At 64.9% G+C, this 259-nt stretch carries 1 protein-coding gene; it reads left to right on the top strand.

Going from position 1 to position 259, the window contains the following annotated elements; translation table 11 throughout:
• Window positions 1–21: 21 nt before the first annotated feature.
• Window positions 22–259: LysR family transcriptional regulator (locus tag SB756_RS31825; protein ID WP_410913468.1), on the top strand; the 238-nt coding region annotated here is incomplete at its 3' end.

Genomic DNA, 259 nt, shown 5'->3' with positions numbered 1-259 from the left:
CCATGCACGACGCGAGTGCCCATGAGCCACATTGACCTGAACCTGATCCGCACCTTCGTCACCCTTTACGAAGCCCGCAGCGTCACCCTCGCTGCCGAGCGTTTGTTCGTCACCCAGCCTTCGGTGAGCTATGGCCTGGCGCGCCTGCGCGAGCTGTTCGACGACGCCCTGTTCAGCCGCACCCGTGACGGCATCCAGCCGACGTTCGTTGCCGACCAGCTGTACGCGACGCTGCGCGACGCACTGACGCGCATCGAAA

Source organism: Pseudomonas sp. SIMBA_068, assembly GCF_046534705.1.
Taxonomy (GTDB): domain Bacteria; phylum Pseudomonadota; class Gammaproteobacteria; order Pseudomonadales; family Pseudomonadaceae; genus Aquipseudomonas; species Aquipseudomonas putida.
Note: the sequence above shows the minus strand (reverse complement) of the source record. Positions and strands in the feature narration are given on the sequence as shown.